11 protein-coding genes are annotated in these 19,538 nt (G+C 46.6%); 5 read left to right on the top strand and 6 right to left on the bottom strand.

Going from position 1 to position 19,538, the window contains the following annotated elements; all coding sequences use genetic code 11:
- Positions 1-16 precede the first annotated feature (16 nt).
- Both ftsZ and QUA57_RS09405 read right to left on the bottom strand, forming a co-directional pair.
- Entirely contained in the window at positions 17-1,291 is a 1,275-nt protein-coding gene (ftsZ, locus tag QUA57_RS09400; RefSeq protein WP_333060508.1) for a cell division protein FtsZ, read from the bottom strand.
- A gap of 334 nt (positions 1,292-1,625) precedes the next feature.
- Positions 1,626-2,528, bottom strand: coding sequence for an FtsQ-type POTRA domain-containing protein (locus QUA57_RS09405; RefSeq protein ID WP_333060509.1), 903 nt, complete (start codon positions 2,526-2,528; stop codon positions 1,626-1,628).
- 337 nt (positions 2,529-2,865) lie between these two features.
- Here QUA57_RS09405 and QUA57_RS09410 point away from each other — a divergent pair, with 337 nt between their 5' ends.
- The 4 genes from QUA57_RS09410 (at position 2,866) to QUA57_RS09425 (ending at position 12,066) form a co-directional block, all read left to right on the top strand.
- Positions 2,866-4,197, top strand: coding sequence for an ATP-binding protein (locus tag QUA57_RS09410; protein WP_333060510.1), 1,332 nt, complete (start codon positions 2,866-2,868; stop codon positions 4,195-4,197).
- A gap of 682 nt (positions 4,198-4,879) precedes the next feature.
- Positions 4,880-10,351, top strand: a complete 5,472-nt coding sequence (locus QUA57_RS09415; protein WP_333060511.1) for a WD40 domain-containing protein — start codon at positions 4,880-4,882, stop codon at positions 10,349-10,351.
- A gap of 184 nt (positions 10,352-10,535) precedes the next feature.
- Entirely contained in the window at positions 10,536-11,342 is an 807-nt protein-coding gene (locus QUA57_RS09420; protein ID WP_333040666.1) for a TPM domain-containing protein, read from the top strand.
- A 100-nt stretch (positions 11,343-11,442) separates the two neighbouring features.
- Complete coding sequence (locus tag QUA57_RS09425; protein WP_015179019.1) at positions 11,443-12,066, top strand: precorrin-8X methylmutase; 624 nt, start codon at positions 11,443-11,445, stop codon at positions 12,064-12,066.
- A gap of 420 nt (positions 12,067-12,486) precedes the next feature.
- On the opposite strand, the gene QUA57_RS09430 is transcribed toward QUA57_RS09425, so the two are convergent.
- Together QUA57_RS09430 and dapB are read right to left on the bottom strand one after the other, a co-directional pair.
- Positions 12,487-13,197: a phosphate ABC transporter permease gene (locus tag QUA57_RS09430; protein WP_333060512.1), complete on the bottom strand. Its 711-nt coding sequence runs from the start codon at positions 13,195-13,197 to the stop codon at positions 12,487-12,489.
- A gap of 189 nt (positions 13,198-13,386) precedes the next feature.
- Positions 13,387-14,214, bottom strand: coding sequence for a 4-hydroxy-tetrahydrodipicolinate reductase (gene dapB, locus QUA57_RS09435; protein ID WP_333060554.1), 828 nt, complete (start codon positions 14,212-14,214; stop codon positions 13,387-13,389).
- Positions 14,215-14,516: 302 nt separating this feature from the next.
- Between dapB and QUA57_RS09440 the strand changes: the two genes are divergently transcribed.
- The gene (locus tag QUA57_RS09440) at positions 14,517-17,039 is read left to right on the top strand and encodes an EAL domain-containing protein (RefSeq protein ID WP_333060513.1); all 2,523 of its coding nucleotides are present in this window, start codon (positions 14,517-14,519) and stop codon (positions 17,037-17,039) included.
- Between the two features lie 243 nt (positions 17,040-17,282).
- Here QUA57_RS09440 and QUA57_RS09445 read toward each other — a convergent pair whose 3' ends face one another.
- Positions 17,283-18,152, bottom strand: a complete 870-nt coding sequence (locus QUA57_RS09445) for an RloB family protein (RefSeq protein WP_333060514.1) — start codon at positions 18,150-18,152, stop codon at positions 17,283-17,285.
- Positions 18,145-19,416 carry an ATP-binding protein gene (locus QUA57_RS09450; RefSeq protein WP_333060515.1) on the bottom strand — a complete coding sequence of 424 codons (1,272 nt, stop codon included), beginning with the start codon at positions 19,414-19,416 and terminating at the stop codon, positions 18,145-18,147. The genes QUA57_RS09445 and QUA57_RS09450 overlap by 8 nt, the downstream gene beginning before the upstream one ends.
- Positions 19,417-19,538: the final 122 nt, after the last annotated feature.

The raw sequence follows: 19,538 nt of genomic DNA on the forward strand, positions 1-19,538 counted from the left end.
AATCCCAAATCCACATTTATCTAGGCGGGCGACGGTTGCGTAAAAACTCAGGAATATCCAATCCCAAATCCTGCGGCGGTTTCGTTGTCGGATCGGGCGTCTGTTGAGCCGGAGTCGTCGGCCCAGTTGCCGCTCGCCAAGGAGCATTAACATTTTGCGTCCGCCCCGGAGTCGGAGGGGGGGCAACTTCCCCCGAAAAACCAGTAGCGATCACAGTAATCTTAATTTCGCCCTGAAGCCGCTCGTCTATCACCGCTCCAAAAATAATATTGGCATTCGGATCGACAACCTCGTAAATCGTTTCAGCCGCCGCATTCACCTCGTGCAGCGTCATGTCTGTACCGCCAGTGATGTTAAACACCACACCTCTAGCGCCCTCAATAGACGAAGCTTCCAGCAGAGGCGAAGAAATAGCCTGCATCGCAGCCTCTCTAGCCCGCGACTTGCCAGAACCCACGCCGATGCCCATCAAAGCCGAACCCGCATCAGCCATTACTGCCCGCACGTCAGCAAAGTCAACATTCACCAAACCGGGAATAGTAATAATGTCAGAAATACCCTGAACCCCTTGGCGCAGGATATCGTCAGCAACTCGAAAAGCCTCTTGTACCGGCATTTGTTCGGAAATCACAGACAGCAGCTTGTCGTTAGGAATTACGATCAGCGTATCCACCCGGGTTTGCAAAGCGGCAATCCCTTCTTCAGCTTGGCTGGTGCGCCGCCGTCCCTCAAACGTAAAAGGCCGCGTCACTATGCCCACAGTCAAGGCGCCCATTTCCTTAGCGACCTCAGCCACGATCGGAGCCGCGCCTGTGCCCGTACCGCCGCCCATGCCGGCTGTGATAAATACCAAATCCGCATGATTCAGAGCATTAGCAACCTCGTCGCGAGATTCCTCCGCAGCCTTTTGACCGATCGCCGGATTGCCCCCCGCCCCCAAACCGCGCGTCAACTTCTGTCCTACTTGCAAGCGTTTCGGAGCATTTGAGAGAACTAGAGCTTGGGAATCCGTATTCACACACCAAAACTCGACACCAGAAACCTCGCTGGCAATCATCCGGTTAACGGCGTTGCCCCCACCGCCGCCGACGCCAATTACTTTGATTTTCGCGGCACTGCTGGGCATTATGTCTTTGGGATTGACCATAGGATCGATATCAATACTATCTACATTTACATAACCAGACTTGCGTCTAAAGGGATTGGCGGAATCTGCAGCCACCGGAAAATTTTTTACTTCTTCCGAAGGGGGACTGTCTTGGTCAGACCCCTGTCTATTATTAAGCTTCATTAGAGTCGGGGATAGTAGATTACAGCTTGTTAACTAAACGCCAATTCACAATCAACTATAGGCTAAGTTGCGCGAAAAACTAACACTGGTCGATGCTTAATGTTAGCAATCTCGGATTTGGCCGACCTCGCTAGCCCAGACCTCGCTTGACGCCATCCAGGTACTTGACCGGATTAAGGCAGTTGTAAGCAAGGCAGAAGGAAAAAAAAGGATACTAGCCCCAAACGCGGGGTGCTATCCAAAAACTCGGCTGATTGCAAGCCCTGCCTATCGATCCTGGTGGGCAAAAATTCTGCCTATCGATCGATACCTTCTACCTTCTGTTGACAGAGAATCAATTCTGGGCGCGAGTGGGTGCGGGAGTTGAACTCTCCAAACTGGGGGGGAGTTCTGGCAAATGGACGATCGGCGAAGCAGGATTTTTCAAGTCAATGTAGGCTATTTTGCTTGAATCTATCTGTTTTGGCAATTGTCGCATTCGGTCTAAAACCTTAAGTTGCTCCGCAGTCCTGGAACTGTACGGCCCTAAGTGTACGGTACCGATCTCTGTTTTCAAGATCAAGTTGTTCGGGTTTTGCCAATTAATCTCAAACACTTTCACCGTCAAGCCGCTGAGTCCTTGGTAAAACTTCGGCCAATAGGCGCGATACTGTTCCAAAGGCCCGATGACTTTTAAAGTGGGCAAAGAACGCTGAGGCTGCGTTCCCGGAATGCTGCCGGGCCCGATCGAACTATTCTGCGATCGTACAGCAGTATAACTATCCGACGGCATCCAACCTCCGCGAGCGTCCAGCCACCCCACTTTTTCCTTCTCACTGTTGGATCTCAACACCGCCGTCGGCTGCGCCACCGCCACCGGCAGGCGTTCTGCCACTTCTATAGTCAAACTCGGCGGAAACAAGTTACGAGTCACCTTCGCTTTGGCGATCGGCCCCGTTGACTCCAGCTTTTGGGCTAGCGCCTGCGGTTGAATCCCCCACAGCGACTGCGGGTAAGACAGCGGCACCAAAGACCGCACCGCCTTATCGGATAGCCACTGATTGCCCTCCACCTTCACTTGTTCCGATCGGGCTATCAACCAAGCCGGCTGAGCAATCCACCAGAGCAAACCTCCAGCCATTGCGCTCGCTGCCAGCATTTGCCACACAACAGCCGCCAATCGAGCGCGCCTCTGCTGCCGCAACTTTTGGCGCCTGCGCCCTAACTCTGTTTGAGAAACCGCTCCAAAACTAGCCATCTACGTCTTGACAATATAGTAATTAAGGATTAGCACAAATTCAAAACTGTTTAATCTCTCTCTTGAACCCTGTTTTCCCCTACCATTTAACCAGATTCCCGCAAATTTACCCAGACTCCTGCCAATATCAGTAATATCACTGAGTCCCATAAGTAATAAAAAATTATTAATTAAAAATTACCCAATTCCAGCGCCGGGAAAACCCCTTACCAGATCAAGGTTCTTTGGGTATTTAGGGCATTACCCCACAGGGCAAAAGGTTACAAATCAAACTAAACTCAACTAAAGAAAGTTTAGACTTTCGATTAACTTTTTTAACTTTTATTCGGCTTCCATTGTGATCGCACTCGAATTAGACAGATTCTATAAAGCCTGCAACCCGAGCAAGACCCTTGTTGCGGGAGACCCAGGAGATTATCAATACTACATTGATTTTGGTTCCGTGCGTGGGGGCAAAATCATTGAATCTTTACAGCGAACCATTACCCGCATCTCCCCCAACGAGCCAACCTGTCAGCTATTTACAGGACATATTGGGTGTGGCAAATCTACGGAATTGTTTCGACTAAAAGCTGAGTTAGAGCAAGAGGGTTTTTGCGTCGTCTACTTCGAGTCTTCCCAAGACTTAGACATGGGTGATGTAGACATCAGCGATATTTTGCTGAGCATTGCGCGCCAAGTCAGCGAAACTATGGAATCAGCTAAAATCAAACTCAGACCGAGCTATTTTACAAATCTGTTTGCAGAAGTGGCAGAATTTTTGCAGACTCCCATAGATTTGTCAGCGGAAGCCGAGTTATCTGTAGGCATTGCTAGAGTTACTGCTAAAACTAAAGACTCTCCCAAACTGCGATCGCAACTCAGGCAATATCTCGAACCCCGCACCAACAGCATCTTGCAGTCGATCAACGAAGAACTCCTCAACAGAGCTAACGCCGAACTCAAGCAACAAGGGAAAAAAGGACTCGCAGTCATCGTTGACAACCTCGATCGCCTCGACGCCTCCCTCAAACCCAGCGGACGCACCCAGCCAGAATATCTGTTTTTAGACCGCGGCGAACAGTTGAAAAAACTTAATTGCCATGTTGTCTACACGATTCCCCTGACTTTGATTTTTTCCAACGACTTCGGCCGCCTCGCCAGTCGATTTGGAGTCAAGCCCAAGGTGATGCCGATGGTACCGGTGCAAATGCGATCGGGCGAAGACCACATTGAAGGAATGGCACTCCTGCGGCAGCTAGTATTAGCTAGAGCTTTCCCGAAAGTTGCTCCCGATCAACGCATTGATTTGATTTCCCAGGTGTTTGACTCTCCCGAAACTTTAGATCGGCTTTGTCGGATTAGTGGCGGTCACGTTCGCAATCTACTGATGCTTTTATATAGCTGTTTGCAGCACGAAGACCCTCCCTTTTCTCGCGAATGCCTTGAAAGCGTCATTCAAGAATATCGCGATGACCTTTTGGGAGCCATCAATGACCTGGAATGGGAATTGCTGTTTCAAGTCGTCAAGCGACAAAGTGTAACCGGCGAAGAAGAATCTCAAATCTTGTTGCGAAGTATGTTTGTCTTTGAATACCGCGATCAAGAAGGTCGTTGGTTTGGGATTAATCCAGCCCTAGCAGAAACCAGAAAATATAAGGAGTGGCTGCAGCGCTGTGAAGCAAAATAGTTGGGATTTTTGAGATAGCTTCGTGACTCTGAGAACCCTTAACCACGAGGGACTTAGAAAGTATTTAACTGAAAAATCATCCCTCACAACTCCGAAATATTACCATCCAATACATAAATCAGTCAGCGGTTTTTGCCACTGGCTGATTTCTGTTGAATGCTTGCTATAGGTGGTAAATGTTATTATCGTGTAAAACTTTGCCGCCACTAAGGACTTTACCCACTCTCAACTCTCATATCTGCAATGTCAGACCCCCTATGTCTGTTTTTATCTGTTGCTCTTAATTTAAACTAATTCCATCCCGGAAGACATTTTTTTGACTGTTGTGCTAAATGCCTGCTACAGATATATCGGAGTTGTTTCCTAATAGCTAGCCGTTGGTATGATCATGAACTTAGCATTGGGCTATTTATGATCGGTAGTCCTTTATATATAGCTGAATCAAAAAATCTAAGATAACATTAAAATTTTATTGGCAAGTCTAGCATTCTCTAAGATTCAGAGGTATGATATCTTTACATTGGATCTAATAAATATGTAAGTATTGATAGGACAAGTACGGAAAACTACGTATTTATACAGAGATAAAGCGTCAGACAGAGACGGGGATGTCTAAGTAGAGACGCTTTCAGTCACGATTGGCGAGCGTTAGGTAATTGATTAATGAAAAAGAGGTGCACGCATGACCGATCTAATTAAGGTACAAGAAACTGCCAACTACAACGAGCGATCGCTCAAAACTCTGGTCAGGTCAATCACAATGTCTCAACACCAATTCTCGCTAATTTTGGTGCGCTGCAACTACGAGCAGTTGCGGCAACAAATAGCGCAGCGGCTGCGAGAAGTGTCCCCAGTTCCAATTCAAGATATCGTCCTGCCACCTTCAGTCAAAACCCTTTACACTACTCTGCAGGCAAGCACTTTCCAGGAGGGGTACTCGCCTGTCGGTGCCGCCTCGGCTTTGATGGTATTCGGTTTAGAAACAGTAGTAGCGATCGACGAAGTGATGGCTTCTACCAATCAAGTGCGAGACGAATTTCGCAAAAATTTTTCCTGCCCAGTGATTTTGTGGGTAACAGATGACATCGTGACCAAAATGATTCGTCTGGCCCCGGATTTCAAAAGTTGGGCCGCCGCCACAATTAAATTTGAAATGGGCGTTGACGAATTAATTAATTTCCTCGCTAGGCGGGCCGATACTATATTTAAAATAGGCGAACTCAATCAAGAACTCACCAGCAGCAACGTCAGCACCATCGCTAATTGTGAGACCTGCGAAACCCAGTGCGAAAAACGCGGCCTGGAGCGCGAAATGAGCCCCGGAGAACGCTTTCTAACTTTTAACTCAGGGCCCCAAAACCGACGACCATCAGAAGTCCACTCGTATTCGCCATTGAGTCCGGGCAATACCTTCGATTTGGCGATCGGCTCTTTGCCACGCCGAGAACTAGAATTAGCTTTAAGAGATTTACAAAATCGCGGTGAAGAATTAGAACCAGCCCTCAAAGCCAGCCTGCAATTCGTTCTCGGTCGAGATTACTATGTCAGCGACCAAACCGAAACTGCCTTAATTCACTACCAAGAAAGTTTAGTATTTTGGCAGCAGAAAACGGGCAACTGGGAACTGCCAAACTTGGAACATTCCGAAAACCCAGAAACCTTCTCCTCCTTGTCGAATCCTGTCCCCAAAATTTTATTTTTAGAGAGAGAAGGCATAGTGCTGTTTCACATAGCCCTGTGTCACCGGTTGCAAGCAGCCAGAAACCCGGTAGCCAACCGCCACCACTGGGAACAAGCTTGGATTAGCCTGGAACAATCTAGAAACGCTTTCTCCCTTGCTTCACGCCCGGAATTGGTCGCTGAGGTGACAGCACACCTCGGAGAAGTGCTGCAGCGCCTGAAAGCTTGGGGAGAGTTGCAAGCATTAGCTGAAAATTCTTTGCAGTTGCACTTCACTTACGGTACTCCCAGCCAACTAGCTCAAGATTACGGCTTTTTGGCTGAAGTTGCCCTGCAAGAGTCGAGGTGGAGTCAAGCCCGCCAGCTAGCGGAGTTGGCTTTGGCGATTTTGGATCAAACCCCTAATGATTTGAGATTGCTGATTGAAGATTTGAGATTGGGGTTTGAGGGAAATTATCCAGAAATTGTGGGTTCTAACGAGTTAAGTAACGAACCCAAATCTCAAATCCAACATCCTAAATCCGACAGGAGTTCGTATCTTTTACTTTTAGCCCGAAGTTTGCGGCAGCTAGGCCAGTGGGAAGCGGCGGTTCATTCTTTGGAGTTGGCTCAATCTCAAAGCGAGCCGAAGTACGACCCCCGACTTTACATCGATATTTTGACGGAATTGCAAGCGGTTTATTTCGAGCAGGGAGAGTACCTTAAAGCGTTTCGGATTAAAAAAACCCAGCGGTCGATCGAATATCAATACGGATTTAGAGCTTTTATCGGAGCCAGCCAATTGCAGCAGCAGCGCCAAGCGGTCAATCCTTCAGGTCCCTCAGCTCAAAATCAAGCTGCCATCGCAGCGTCCATGACAGCTTACTCGCGCCAAAAAGATATCAATAGCTTGCTAGAAAGAATTAGCAGGGACGACCATAAATTAACTATTATTCACGGGCCCAGCGGTGTTGGGAAAAGTTCTCTAGTCAATGCCGGCTTAGTACCAGCTTTGAAAAATATTACTCCGGGCGCGCGGGATACATTGCCCGTAGTAGTCAAAGTTTACACCGACTGGCTGGTGGAGTTAGAAAATGCTTTGAACAGCGCACTGTACGACAAACAAGCCGAAGAGGAAAGTAAATTAATCTCTAAAGGACTACAGGAAATCAACAAAAGAAGTTGCTCGGTTATTCCTGCTCGCAGCTCGGAAGTCTCTTCTTTTATTATAGATCAGTTGCGCGAAAATGCCACAAATAATTTGTTGACTGTCCTGATTTTCGATCAATTTGAAGAGTTTTTCTTTGTTTCGACTTCAGTGGCACAAAGACAACTTTTTTATAATTTTTTGCGGTTGTTTTTGAATTTGCCTTATGTCAAGATAATTCTGTGCTTGCGCGAAGATTATTTGCACTACTTACTAGATTGCGATCGCTTCCCAAATCTTGACGCTATTAACAATAATATTCTCGACAAAAGCATCCGCTACCAACTGCGGAGTTTTTCTATCAAAGACGCGCGGGCTGTCATTGGACACTTAACAGAGCGGGCGGAATTTTATTTAGAGCCGGCACTGATCGATGCCTTCGTAGAAGATTTAGCAGACGAACTGCAAGAAGTGCGACCAATCGAATTGCAGGTAGTAGGAGCGCAACTGCAAGAAGAAGGTATTACCAGTCTAGCACAATACCAGCAATTGGGGGACAATCCCAAAGCGGAATTAGTGAAAAGATCGCTCGAAGGAGTCATCTCTGACTGTGGTCTGGTTAACGAAGATGCAGCGTGGAAAATCTTGTTTTCCCTGACAGATGAAAGAGGCGTTCGCCTGATAAAAACCAAACACGAACTCTCGTTAGTGACAGGCCAACAGCCAGCAGACGCGGGCGAAAAAGAATTATCGGCGAGCGGCAGAAACAGAATTCCCTTACACCGACAGTTCGCAAAAGACCCAGAAATCCGACAAAAGAAAACCGACAACCTCGACTTAATTTTAGACATTTTAGTTGGTCACGGTTTGCTATTTCTGCTACGGGAAGCGCCCGAAGACCGCTATCAATTGGTACACGACTATTTAGTGCGACCAATCCGCCAAAGATTCGGCTTAGAAGCCCGACTGCATAAAGCAGAAGCAGATAAAAAAATGAGTCAAGCACAGCTCTATCGAGCCAATACTTTTCTCAAACAACTGCTGGGAGTAGCAGTAATCGGCGTCATGCTGCTAACCAGTTCTACCATCGCAGCCGTAAATTTTTGGTGGCGGGCTGTGGGTCAAAAACAGCTAGCTGTCGCTCAAACTCAGCGAGCAGAAATCAGTACCCTGACAGCAGCTTCTGAAGCACTTTATTTCTCAAACAACAAATTTGACGCCATGATGGAAAGTTTGAGAGCTGGTAAAAAGTGGAAACAGATTGAACACTCCCAACAAATGTATACTCTCAAAGACACCGAAATTCTGATTTCGGCTGCCCTCCAGCAGGCCGTTTATGGAGTCAAAGAACGCAACCGCTTGGAAGGACACGGCGATGTAGTTTGGGGCCTTAGCTTCAGTCCAGACGGGGAAACAATAGCTTCTTCCAGTGTAGATAAAACAGTCAAACTTTGGCGGCGCGACGGCAGTTTGCTGGCCACTTTCAAAGACCACACTAACAGTGTCTCCTGTGTCGCGTTCAGTCCCGACAACAAAACTATAGCCTCGGCAAGTTTAGATAAAACTGTCAAAATATGGCAAACTGACGGCAGTTTGCTGGCAACTTTCAAAGGGCATACTAATAGCGTTACCAGCGTTGCTTTTAGTTCAGACGGTCAAACGATCGCCAGTGGCTCTACAGATAAAACTATCAAACTTTGGAAAACCGACGGCACGCTGCTGAGAACGATCGAACAATTTGCTCCCGTAAATTGGCTAAGCTTCAGTCGTGACGGCAAAATAATTGCTGTGGCGAGCGATGACGGTAGTGTGAAACTGTGGAGTTCTGACGGCAGGTTAATCGCTAATTTATGGCACAGCGAAAACAGACAACCCTCGAAAATTTACACCGTCAGTTTCTCCCCCGATGGTGAAACGATCGCCAGTGCAGGTGAAGATAAAACGGTGAAAATCTGGAGCATCGCTGCACTCAAACACCCACCAACAGAAAATTCAACACAAGCAAAAAAAGGTGAACTGCTAACAACTTTGCGCGGACACAGCAAGTGGGTATTTGGTGTCAGTTTCTCCCCCGACGGTCAAACACTTGCTTCTGGAAGTGCAGACGGCACTGTCAAACTCTGGAGTCTTGCTGGTGTTGGCGACAAACGCCCAACTGATGCTAGCAACATTAAACCAGAGAGTCGCTTACTGAGAACTTTTGAGGGACACGCCGATCGAGTTACTCAGGTGAGTTTTAGCCCGGAAGGCAAAACCTTGGCTTCGGCGAGTTTTGACAAAACTATCAGGCTGTGGCGACTCGATGACGTGCCGCTCAAAACCCTCGACGGACACCAAAACCGGGTGCAAAGCGTTACTTTCAGCCCCAACGGCCAAAGGCTGGCTTCTGCTTCTACGGACAACACTATCAAACTCTGGAGCCGCACGGGGGTTTTGCTGGAAACCTTGGAAGGACACACTCAGAGAGTCGCCAGCGTCAGTTTCAGCCCCGACGGTCAGCTACTTGCTTCTGGGAGTTACGACAAAACGGTGAAAGTCTGGAGTTTGACAGAAGATGGCATGAATAATATTCTCCCTTGTCCATCGGCTCCGCTATTCCCGTGTTCGCCTTCTGTGCTGTTCACTCTCGACGGCCACGCCGACAGCGTGATGAGCGTGAGTTTTAGCCCCGACAGCGAGGTTCTGGCTTCGGCGAGCAAGGATAAGACTGTGAAACTCTGGACTAGAAACGGCAGGTTGATCAAGACTTTGACGGGACACACAGGCTGGGTGACTGGGGTGACTTTCAGTCCCGACGGCTCGATGCTGGCTTCTGCCAGCGATGATGGTACTCTCAAACTCTGGAATCGGGACGGTCGTTTGCTGAGAACTTTTGAAGGTGCTCACAACAGTTTTGTGTTGGGGGTTGCTTTTAGCCCTGATGGCAAAATGCTGGCTTCGGCTGGTTACGACAATTCGGTGAAATTGTGGAAGGTAGACGGGACTTTGGTGGCGACGCTGCTGAAGGGTTCTAGCGACAGCGTGACTAGCGTGGGTTTTAGCCCGGATGGTTTGTTGGTTGCTTCGGGCAGTTATGACCATAAGGTGAAGCTGTGGAGTCGCAGCGGGACTTTGCTGAAAACTTTGACGGGTCACAAGGATAGCGTGATGAGTGTGAGTTTTAGCCCGGATGGGAAGGTTCTGGCTTCTGCGGGCCGGGATAATCGGGTGATTTTGTGGAATTTGGATCTTGACGATTTGCTGGTGAGGGGCTGTGACTGGGTGGGAGATTATCTGAGAACTAATCCTAATGTGAGCGATCGCGATCGGCGTCTCTGTGACGGGGTTGGGGCAAAATCTCAATTTTAGTCATTTCACTGTTGACGGTTGACTGTTGACGGTTGACTGTTCAAAACTTTCCTTGCCCGAAATCTTCCCCTTGCTCTCGGCTTCCTGTAAAGTAAATAATTGTAAAGAAATATGAGTTTTCTCTTATCCTCTGGTTAAGACCGCCAGCTAGCATTCACAATTAAGACCCGGATTATAAGTTCCTATGTCACAGCTTTTCCCGCGAAAATTTCTAGCCTCTGTTGCCGCATTTTTTCTGGCTTTGTCCGTGTGGACGATCGCACCTGCGGCTCACGCTTTCAATAATCCCGATTTGTTGCCGTCAACTCAGACGCCGATCATTGACTTAGCTAAAGCCCTTACGGATATTGAAGAACAAAATTTGGCAAAAAATTTAAAGGCATTTGAAGCCGAAACCGGCTGGAAACTGCGAGTGCTGACTCAGTACGATCGCACGCCCGGTTTGGCTGTCAAAAGTTATTGGGGGCTAGATAACAAGAGTGTGTTGTTAGTTGCTGACCCCCGAGGAGGCAATTTGCTCAATTTTAATGTGGGCGACTCGCTGTATCCGCTGCTGCCGCGCACTTTTTGGGTGGAACTGCAAACCCGTTACGGTAATCAATTTTTTGTGCGGGACAATGGGGAAGATCGAGCGATTATTGAATCTTTGGAGTCGATAGAAGGCTGTTTGCGTCAGGGCGGATGCCGGGTGGTTCCCGGTTTGCCGAGGGAACAGTGGGTTCTGACGTTAATTACGTCGGTGCTTGGTGGCGTCATCTGTGGGTTTGCTGCTCAGCCTCGGAAGCCGGGACAGGTTGTGGCTTGGCAGTGGGCGCTGATTTTTTCGCCGCTGTGGGGCATTCTGTTTTTTGCTTTCGGACTTGGGCCGGTGGTGACTCGGACTTCTGACTGGTTGCCTGTGGTTCGGAATGTGGCCGGTTTTGCGATCGGAGCTTTGGTGGCATTCCTGACTCCGGTGTTGGGCAAATCTTCTTCGTCGTCGGAAACTTAGTTGTCAGTTGGCAGTTGGCAGATTTTACTCAACAGTCAACGAATGACTAAAAGCTGGTAAGCTGATACCTGACAACTCACAGGCGACAGCTATCCAACAAATGGAATGGCACGTAAGCGATGCCCAGAGTCTGGGATTAATCGATAACGAAATTGGCGACCACGGTTTTTCAGCGGCGGAGTACGAAATAGTCCGCCGCGTGATTTATGCGACTGCTGATTTTGAGTACAAGTCTTTAATTAGTTTTTCCGATCAGGCTTTGCAGGCTGGGGCGGCGGCTTTGGCTGCTCGGACTACGATCGTCGTAGATGTGCCGATGGTGCAGGTGGGGATTACGCCCCTAATCCAAAGTACCTTTGCGAATCCGGTTTACTGTTCGATGGAGGCTTTGACACGCCCCCAAAAGGAAAGGACGCGGGCGGCTTGGGGGATTGAAACTTTGGCAAGACGCTATCCTGAAGGGATTTTTGTGGTGGGCCAGGCTCAAACTGCTTTGTCGGCGATCGTAGATTTGATTGAATCTGAGGAAATTCGGCCGGCTTTGGTGATTGGGACTCCTTCGGGGTTTGTGGGGGTGGACGTGGCTAAGTCGCGGCTGCACGATTCGATGATTCCTCACATTCGGATTGAGGGCCGCAAGGGATCTGCAGTTGTGGCTGTGGCTATTGTTAACGGGCTGGTGGATTTGGCTTGGCAAGCTTACGGCCAAGAGGGGAACAGTTGATCGAGAAGTCAGTCGATTTTAGATTTTAGATTGACTCCACAGATGAATCTGAGAGCTGGAACTAATACTAAATTCGGTTTAAAAACCCCCTGTGTAAGACTCGGTGGTTGAAACCGCTCCTAGACTTGCCTTCCATCTCTCTCTAAGAGACTAAAAGATCAAGGGGTATTAAAGCCGGATTTGGGATAATTCATGCTCTTTGAGGTCTCGATTTTTATCGATAAATACAGGATTAAGGCAAAATTTGGTAAGTTGCCGATCGCGCTTAAAATGAATTTGGGCGGGTTCGCCTCGATCCGAACTAAAAAAGATGAAACTGTAGGGGCTAACCTGAAAAACCGTAGGCATTAGCCGCTATCTTGTGAATTTTGTCCTAAGTTTAACTTGCGATCGCTCTTAAATTTGTCGCTACTATCAATATTAATAATCAGCGGGCGATCGCCTTTTTACATCTCTGCTTTGATTAGTCTGATCGCGGTCTTTTTTCCTGCCTTTTTTAATTTGCTGGCTCATCTCGACAAACAAATCTCTGCGTAAATAAGGATAGTCGCTCACCCACACGTCACGGCTGGGAATGTAAATATCTGAAACTTTGGCAATCCGTCCCAAATCTTCTTGATTCGACATGATTAACATTAAAGCAGCTTGGCCGGGGGCAATTCCTTGGTGATCTTTCCGCAAGGGAGCTCGAAGTGTAGTAGTAAATCCGGTTTTGTCGCCGACTTCTAAATTAATTCGCGGTTCTAAGTTGTCAACTATTACGAGTTGTCCTTTTTGATTGACAGTTTCTTCTTGACTGGTGACTTCATCTGTAATATATATATCCAAAACTCGTCCTTGCCAAAAACCGCAGTATTGATATTTGCGGCATTCTGCATTCCGCAAACTCGCCCACAAAATCGGCCCCCACAGCCAGTACAAACCAGCTATCAATCCGGTGATTAAAACTAGCGGTCCGACATCGGAACCGGCGAAGTTGTAAACTACCAGGAGGAAAACTACGGTGACGGCAGAGATTAACATTCGCCTCAAAAAATCGGGCGGTTTTCCCCAGATATATTTGTATTGCGCTCCCGTGGCGACGGCGGGAATTAGTTCTTGAAAGGTTTCGCGGGTTAAGGGAATTAGCATAGGAAGTTCGGCAACGAGCAATGTACGGGATGCAACGGCTGTCTGTTCGGAAGCGGATTATATTAAGGGATTTAACAGATTTAAGGGATGGATGTTGAAGTCAAAAATCAGAAGTTAGAAGTCAAAAGTTATAAGTTAGATTAATTCCACATTACTAATGACTAATGACTAATGACTAATGATTCATGGCTACAAGATTTTTTCCAGGCCGTAAACGAGCGATCGCAATTCAAGGACTTTGCGTATAGACAGCAAGACTCCTGGCATATAACAAGCGCGATCGCTCGTATCGTGTCGTAAAGTATAAACTTGACCGGCGCCGCCAAAAATTACCTCTTGGTGGGCAATTAAACCGGGTAAACGGATGCTGTGAATGCGAATCCCTTCATCAGCCAGTGAACCTCGAGCTCCGGCTAATTTTTCGGTTTCCTCAACTTCTGGCGGATTGAAAGTTTTTCCCATTTCTGCTAACATTTGGGCAGTTTGAATTGCCGTACCGCTGGGGGCGTCGGCTTTTTGATTGTGGTGCAGCTCGATAATTTCTACGTGTTCAAAATACTGAGATGCCGTGACGGCAGCTTGTTGGAGCAAAACCATGCCGATCGAGAAATTGGGTATGATTAAACACCCAGTGCTAGCTTTGTCAGCAAATTCAGCTAAGTTTTTAATTTGCTCGCTGCTCAAGCCAGTAGTGCCGACTACCGGGCGAATGCCGTAAGCTATGGCCGATCGCACGTTTTCATAAACAGACGAAGGGTGCGTAAAATCTACCATCACCCCTAACTGCTTTTCCTGAGCTGCTAATACCAGCATTCCTTGCAAGTCGTCTGTGATGGGAACTTCTAACGGGCCGCATCCGGCTAATTCCCCGGCATCGGCGTTGAGGCACTCAGGAGAGCGGTCTACAGCCCCAAATAAGGTCATGTCACTAGCATGGGCGATCGCCTTAATTACTTCGCGGCCCATTTTGCCTGCAGCACCGTTAACAATCACCGGAATCGGAAGTTGATTCGCCATCATCTCAAAAATGTCCTGAAAGTTTGATCGACTAAATTTTAACGCTTGTGCGAATTTGGGGAAACAAGGAATGAAAGACAGGATTTGTCGGCAAATCTTCAAAAACCCGGTTCCCATTCGAGAAATACTTTGCCAAATCGAGTAATTAGCTTAAAGAAACTCGGTTGCGGCACAAGTTCTGAAAAAATTACATTCAATCTCATATTAAGCTCAATTCTGTAAGAACAGACTTGTGCAAAGCTAATTTGCACCGACATATTTTTTCTGTGACTGCCAAATTCTCTCGAAATCTTCGATATGTCATGTCTGTCGCAACTGGTCTCAACCTGAGTTCTCAAAACCGACGGGTCAGGATTTTGCCTGCAATGCTTGCGGGCGTGACTGTAACGCTGCTGAATATGGGAGTTCGGCAGTTGGGAGGCTTGCAAAGCTTGGAATTGGGGAGTTTTGACTCGTTAGTGCGCTTGCAGCCAGATTCGGACCCCGATCCGCGACTGCTGGTAGTGGGAATTTCTGAGGCCGATATTCAAGCTTTGGGGAGATTTCCGATTTCCGACGGTGCGATCGCTCAAACCTTGGCAAAACTGCAAAAGTATCAGCCAAAAGTTATCGGTTTGGATTTGTACCGGGATTTGCCTCAAGCGCCGGGACACCAAGAATTGTTGGCCGCGCTGAAAGCACCGAATGTTGTGGCTATCAACCAATTGAGCGATTCAGAAAGTCCGGGAGTGCCTGCACCTCCGGGGATACCGCCCGATCGAGTTGGTTTTAACGACTTCGTGCTCGACCCTGATGGCGTTGTACGCCGCAATTTGCTCTCAGTCTCGCAACCAGAAAAGAATACTGCTTTCTCGTTTTCTGTGCAAGTGGCTTTTTTGTATCTCAAAGACAGAGTGCAGCGGGAAAATAGCCCTGTTCATCCCCACCAAATCAACTGGGGAAAGGCAGAATTTGTGCCTTTAACTTCTGACAGCGGCGGCTATGCAAATATTGACACCACAGGCTACCAAATTCTGCTCAAATACCGTTCTGGTAAGGAGGTGGCGCGACAAGTCAGTATCAGGCAGGTATTGAAGGGAGAAATTGAACCAAGCTGGGTTAAGGACAAGATTGTGTTGATCGGGACGACGGCACCGAGTACCAGAGATTTGTTTTTGACGCCTTACAGCCCAGTTAAAAAGCAAAGTCCGAAAATGCCGGGGGTGTTGCTGCACGCGCAAATGCTCAGCCAAATATTGAGTGCGGTTTTGGATGGGCGATCGCTGTTTTGGGTGTGGCCGGAATGGGCGGAAATTTTGTGGAACGGTGCTTGGGCAATGGTTGGCGGGGTTTTGGCTTGGCGGATTCAGCACCCTGCGAGGGCTGGATTGGCTGGGGGTGCTGCATTGATGGGTTTGTTGGGGATTACTTATGGGATTTTTAGTGGGGGTGGGTGGCTACCGTTAGTGTCGCCGACTTTGGGTTTAGTGGTGACTGGTGTGGGTGTCAGTGCTTACAGGAAGCTTTACGATGCTTTTCACGATTCTCTAACGGGTTTGCCCAACCGGGATTTGTTCGTGGATTGCCTGGGGCGGGCGATCGCCAATACTAGGGGCCGGCGCAGCTATGTGTTTGCGGTGCTGTTTCTGGATTTAGACAGGTTTAAGGTGATTAATGATTCTTTGGGTCATTTGGTGGGGGATGAACTGCTGATGGCGGTGGTGCTGCGGTTGAGGGCGATTATTGGCTCCGGGGATACTGTGGCGCGGGTGGGGGGTGATGATTTTGCGATTTTGGTGAGGAATGTTGATGTTGCTAGTGCGGTGGATTTGGCCACTCGAATTCACGAAGCTTTAATTGTGCCTTTTGAGTTGAAGGGGCAGGAGGTGTTTGTGACTGCGAGCATTGGGATTGCCCTGGGGGGCGAACCTGCTGCTACTGTCAGGGAACAGCCGGAACACTTGCTACGGGACGCGCACACGGCGATGTACCGGGCGAAGGCTTTGGGAACGGGAAGGTATCAGGTGTTTAATGCTTCGATGCACGCTTTGGCGGTGGAGAGGTTGCAGTTGGAAACTGATTTGCGGATGGCCCTCAAGCGTCAGGAGTTTTTGCTGCATTACCAGCCGTTTGTATCTTTGGCAAGCGGGAGGATTATTGGGTTTGAGGCTTTGGTACGCTGGCAACACCCGCTGCGGGGTTTGATTCCGCCGATGAAGTTTATTCCGGTGGCTGAGGAAACGGGTGCAATTGTGCCGCTGGGTGAGTGGGTGCTGGAGGAGGCTTGCCGGCAGTTGCGGCTGTGGGAGGAAATGTTTGGTTTCGATCAAGCTTTGATTATGAGTGTAAATTTATCTGGGAAGCAGTTTGCTCAGCCGGATTTGGTCGATCGCATTCAGGTGATTTTGGAAACAACGGGTTTGAGTGCCGAGAGTTTGAAGTTGGAGATTACTGAGAGTGTGGTGATGGAGGATGTGGAGTCGGCGATCGCGGTTTTGAAGCAGATGAAAGCGTTAAATGTCAAGTTGGGAATTGATGATTTTGGTACGGGTTATTCGTCGTTGAGTTATTTGAGTCGGTTTCCTACGGATACTTTGAAGGTTGATAAGTCGTTTGTGGGGCGGATGGAGATCGAAAGCGAGGGGGAGAATGTGGCGATCGTGCGGACGATTGTGGCGCTGGCTCACGCTTTGGGTATGGATGTGATTGCTGAGGGTGTGGAGACGGCGGCACAATTAGCTAGGTTGAGGTCGATCGGCTGCGAATACGGTCAGGGTTATTTTTTTGCTAAGCCGTTACCGAGCGAGGCTGCGACTGCTTTGATGGCTTCCGAGCCGCAGTGGTAAATCCTGTTTTTTTCACATAGTCCTGGCCGCAGAAACCGGCTTTGATGAACGAAAATCGATCGTGCAACACCATAGATCCCGGTTGCCAAACCCGGTTTATTTTGTTTTTGTGGGTAATTATTTTCACGGTTCAGTTATATTGTCAAGCGCAATAATTAGTATTTCCTTTGGCTTAGGACTAAAATGCAATCTTAACTTGCCCGTTGCTGAAGATATTTCAAACTTTAAGGCCATATCTTGAGTTTAACTTGGTTCAATTTTAATTGGAGTATCAATGACAATGGGAAATGTATTTTCGTTTTCATCTTTTAAATAAAAGTGGTTGCAGTGGTTGTTCACTAAATAGCCACACTTTCCCTCATTGACAATACAAACACTCAAAGTTATTCCACAGTGGCGCTGAACATCATTAACTGTGATGCTAATCTCGCTAATTCTCAGCGTTTCCTTAATATATCCGTAGGTTACAGGATTAAAAGCTAAAAGCTTCATTACTAACTTATCTACAGTAGTATAAGGATTTAATTCATAGATTTTATCATCACCAGCAGCTCTATTTTTTGCCATTTCCATCCGTAACCAGGCTGCATTTTCAATAGCTGTTTTAGTCAGGTTTTGAAGTCGAGGATAAATGGAAATATCTGCTTTTTTAGAATAGCCTGTAAAATAACCTGCTTGTTCCAAATAATCAATAACATTCTGCGATTTAGGGAAAGCAGTTCGATTCTGTTCGTAATGCAATAAAATCCAATGTTCAAAAGCAATACTTGAAAACGCTAACTTAATACCGTGTTTCTGTGCATCGGAAAATGCTTTTTCATGTTTGGTATAACCATCTTTATCAAAAACTGCCCAAACTTCGTTATAATTGTTTATTTCTTGTTTGGCGAGTTTGACCAGATTCACCGCATCTGTTTTAATAGATTCACCTTCTTTTTTTGAGGCTTTTATTTGGTCTTCTTCACTTGGATAAACGGTGATGGCATATTTTTCAAATACATCATTTTCCTGAGCAATCCGCTCAAAGTAAATCCGTTCCGTATTAGTTCCTTCACATACTATGTAGATGGACTGCTTTAACTGTCTTAATTTTCTTTTTGTTTGTCTACTCATCGCCAAAAATAAATTCAACTTCTTTAATATTAGGCTGACCACCAAATTTACCTTGCATATACCATAGGTCAAAAGGTTCATCACCTTTTACCTTATCAAAGTCTTGGGCAGAAAAGAGTTGGGTTTCACCATATTTATTTTTTTCGGTAAACCAGATTTGATCTTTTCTGAATAATTCTCGATCTAGTAGAGTGGTTTCATGGCTGGTAAAAATTAGTTGGGCATTACGGGGATTAGTTAATGGATGGTGAAATAACTTAATTAAGAACTTACACAGTTTAGGATGTAAACTATTATCTATTTCATCAATAGCTAGAATATGACCTCTCTTTAAGATCAATAAAATCAAAGCGCCTAGACCGTAAAGTGTAATAGTTCCGATTGATTCTTTTTGGAAAAATTTAAAATTAGTTACACCTTCTGATACGCCATCTCCAAAAGTCTTATGGACGGCAAACAATTCATACTTATTGTCACTAATAATGAAATTTTTAATTCCCTCTGGCACCTCATCAGCAAATTCAAACTTAACATTCTTTTCTTCAAATTGAATGTTTTCTATCTGAGTATCAGCTATTTTGATGAGTTTATCCAACTGTCTTTTGAGCTTTTGATCTTCTTGTAATAATTGATTAACATGATGTACTAATGAACTCCTCATGTGAGGATCGTTGGCTGCAAAACAAGCATATGTTTTTAAGTATTCATAAATTTTTTGCATTTGTTCATGTTCTTCACGGGCTACTTTTGATAAATAAGGATATTTAGTTAAGGCTTTGGTTGAAAACCCTCGCTTGTCTTGAAAATAATCACCGCGCTTGACCTCGTTTTTTGTACGAATAAATAAGTTGGCTTGTCTTTTATGTGGATAAAAATCTAGCTGTTCGTGATGAACTTCTCGACTGTCAAAAGCAAGTTGATACTTATACATAATTCCTTCAATAATAAAACTAAGCTTGAAGATTGAAGGCTGGCTTAACCACGACTTGTCTAACTCGAATGGTTCGTAATAAGGAATATTGTCATCAACATCAATATTTAGAGTGTGAAAATAGGCGATCAGTGTATTCAAAGCCTTGAGAATATTTGACTTGCCAGAAGCATTTGCTCCATAAATCGCCGCAGAGTCAAGCAAGCGCAGTTTATTACCTTCGATTGGCACAAAAGTATTGTCATTCTTCCTGGTGGAAGAGTCGGCAATCATGCTTAATGTTTGCTCTTCTTTAATTGACCTAAAGTTACTGACTGAAAATTCAATTAACATAAAGTAACTCAACTTTTAATGCGATAGACTTAGCAAATATAGGCCGATAAAATAGATAGATAAATACCTCTTAATTATAACTCTTGACGGACGTTACAAGATATTATAGAGGTGTATGAATT

The sequence above is a fragment of the Microcoleus sp. Pol7_B2 genome, from assembly GCF_036701035.1.
Lineage (GTDB): Bacteria > Cyanobacteriota > Cyanobacteriia > Cyanobacteriales > Microcoleaceae > Microcoleus.

Bases quoted from the DNA above. Each gene is read 5' to 3' on its own strand.
- ftsZ (WP_333060508.1), bottom strand. From the start codon at position 1,291: ATGAAGCTTAATAATAGACAGGGGTCTGACCAAGACAGTCCCCCTTCG.
- QUA57_RS09405 (WP_333060509.1), bottom strand. From the start codon at position 2,528: ATGGCTAGTTTTGGAGCGGTTTCTCAAACAGAGTTAGGGCGCAGGCGC.
- QUA57_RS09415 (WP_333060511.1), top strand. From the start codon at position 4,880: ATGACCGATCTAATTAAGGTACAAGAAACTGCCAACTACAACGAGCGA.
- QUA57_RS09420 (WP_333040666.1), top strand. From the start codon at position 10,536: ATGTCACAGCTTTTCCCGCGAAAATTTCTAGCCTCTGTTGCCGCATTT.
- QUA57_RS09425 (WP_015179019.1), top strand. From the start codon at position 11,443: ATGGAATGGCACGTAAGCGATGCCCAGAGTCTGGGATTAATCGATAAC.
- QUA57_RS09430 (WP_333060512.1), bottom strand. From the start codon at position 13,197: ATGCTAATTCCCTTAACCCGCGAAACCTTTCAAGAACTAATTCCCGCC.
- dapB (WP_333060554.1), bottom strand. From the start codon at position 14,214: ATGGCGAATCAACTTCCGATTCCGGTGATTGTTAACGGTGCTGCAGGC.
- QUA57_RS09440 (WP_333060513.1), top strand. From the start codon at position 14,517: ATGTCTGTCGCAACTGGTCTCAACCTGAGTTCTCAAAACCGACGGGTC.
- QUA57_RS09445 (WP_333060514.1), bottom strand. From the start codon at position 18,152: ATGAGTAGACAAACAAAAAGAAAATTAAGACAGTTAAAGCAGTCCATC.
- QUA57_RS09450 (WP_333060515.1), bottom strand. From the start codon at position 19,416: ATGTTAATTGAATTTTCAGTCAGTAACTTTAGGTCAATTAAAGAAGAG.